Annotated in this window: 1 protein-coding gene; it reads left to right on the top strand. The window is 31.8% G+C overall.

The window, feature by feature from the left end; genetic code table 11:
- Nucleotides 1–643 precede the first annotated feature (643 nt).
- Nucleotides 644–1228 carry a hypothetical protein gene (locus L2764_RS26985; protein WP_248943413.1) on the top strand — a complete coding sequence of 195 codons (585 nt, stop codon included), beginning with the start codon at nt 644–646 and terminating at the stop codon, nt 1226–1228.
- The last annotated feature ends 606 nt before the right edge of the window (nt 1229–1834 follow it).

The raw sequence follows: 1834 nt of genomic DNA, 5'->3' as shown, positions 1-1834 counted from the left end.
GGTTTTTCATTTGAGAACCTTGGCCGATTTTGTGAGAGATTGAAGCTTATAGGCAGCTAACCCTCTTTTCTATACCAAAGTGTGTCGGTTATTATGGCAATCTAAGTTTTATGTGGTTACTTTTTCATATTTCATATTATTTACATTTGAATGTTATCATTTAAATAAAGTGCTTTTTATACTTTATTGTTAGTCTGTTTGTTTGTATTTTTTATTTTTATTTTTTGTTTATGCTGTGTATCCCACATGAAAAAGAGTGTTTAGTTGTTCAATGCCTAAATTATAAAGTGTTAATGCACTATATTACTAGGATGTTTGTTGCTTATTTTTATTGTATAAACCTGAGTTAATACTCTCATCTAACTATAACATAGTGATTTATATGTTTTAATTTTAAAATTGTTGGTAGCGTGTCTTTTTGGACCGTTTCAATGCTTGTCTTACATTTTTACTTTTTTGTTTGTTTGTGATTTTATTGTAACTTCATTGTTTAAATGATTAATTTAAACTTTACTCTTGATAGCTTTTATTGCATTTTACTTATTTAATATGGAAACTTAAATTTTTAAATGCGGAATAAGTTTATTTAAATCGCTTTATAATACATTTATCTTTTAACATGACTATAAGGACATACTTCATCGTGAAATCATTACTATCTGTTATTGTTCCGTTGGGCTCATTATTTTTAGCCTTGCCGACAGTGCTTAACGCTAAACCTATTACTAATGAGTTAGGCGAAAAACATCCCATAATGCAAGAAGCAACTAATGCCGATCGTGTATCGACGGCTTTTTGGCAAAACGAGATCGTAGAAAATAAAGATATCGTGATTATGTCAGATTCCATGACTATTACCGCTGATCGTGCACAAAGAGGCACAAGCGTACCTATTCCTATGGAAATGATAGAGAATTTATGCGGTGACATTGATGGTTGTACATTGCGTATGGGCATGTATAACTGGGACGGAAAAGGATTTACAGCCTCTAGTTCAAATTTATTCTATTACAATATGTATAATGGGGCATGGCGAGCAGAAAAAGGTGATAGTTTTGGTGTTGATTTTGATATTAATACCGATCACGTTATGCAAGCTTGGGGCTGCTATTTTACCGATGGTACTTATGATGATTGGGTCAATCTACATGACTATTCAAAAGGTTTTGGCTTGTTAGCTTGGAATCAATACAGTGCAGAAGAGTGTCGACTTACCATTGTTGATTAATATTTAATATTGTTTGGCATTCAGCTATTATTTTGTTAGTTGAGTGCTTTACCTTGCTCTTTATTAATTATTTTTTTTTGATGTTTTACATCCCTAAGTTGCTAATGTTATTTGTGTTCCTATCTCGTCTGTTATCCATTTTTTATACTGGTGTTTTATATCTAATATTGAGTTTTATATTGATTATTCAATATTGCATATATTGTACAAAGGTAACTTGTTGATCTTGTTTGTCTTCACCTTTATTCTTGATATTTATTGGCTTTTGTGTTGTTACAACCGTAACCGTCTTAATATTAACAGTGTTGGGACTGTTTATTTACATTGGTGTTATTTTAATTGTCGAGTATTTTATTAATAACTTGTTTTATGAAAAATAAGTTATTAGTTGGAACGCTAGTTTTAAGTCAGCTTTAATAACAAATATTTATGGCTCTGAAAGATCAAAAATAAAAAAGTCACCAGAAAGAACACCGTTAGCACTTCCACCTCCCCTCAGGGCGGGATCGCACTTTGTTAACAAAGATTGAATCTGCTGAATTACTGTGATCTAATCGCACCTCACTTTCTGAGAGGTAACCCAATGACCCTGATCGAACACCTTAC

Source organism: Shewanella surugensis, assembly GCF_023284005.1.
Classification (GTDB): Bacteria; Pseudomonadota; Gammaproteobacteria; order Enterobacterales; family Shewanellaceae; genus Shewanella; species Shewanella surugensis.
The sequence above is the reverse complement of the archived record's forward strand: the minus strand, read 5'-3'. Positions and strand labels throughout refer to the sequence as shown.